At 41.6% G+C, this 269-nt stretch carries 1 rRNA gene; it reads right to left on the bottom strand.

The features are described from left to right. Positions 1-184: 184 nt before the first annotated feature. Positions 185-269, bottom strand: a 16S ribosomal RNA gene (locus V6259_RS19820); the annotation flags it as partial.

The following is a 269-nucleotide window of genomic DNA, read 5'->3' as shown; positions in this document are numbered from 1 at the left end:
TTAACGCTTGATTTATCGTTATTTCAAAATTCGAATTGTTAAAGAGCAAGTTTAGTGCAAAGCACTAAGTCAGAAATTGAATCACTGAATAATCAGTTCAACATCTTGCTTAGCACTCTTCGCTAATGCTTTTAAGATAGGTATCAGATAATTTGTGTGAACGCTCACCAGAGCTTCTATCGTTTAAGGAGGTGATCCAGCCCCAGGTTCCCCTAGGGCTACCTTGTTACGACTTCACCCCAGTCATTGACCACTCCGTGGTAACCGCC

Source organism: Marinomonas sp. TI.3.20 (assembly GCF_038155025.1).
Taxonomy (GTDB): domain Bacteria; phylum Pseudomonadota; class Gammaproteobacteria; order Pseudomonadales; family Marinomonadaceae; genus Marinomonas; species Marinomonas flavescens.
The sequence above is the reverse complement of the archived record's forward strand: the minus strand, read 5'-3'. Positions and strand labels throughout refer to the sequence as shown.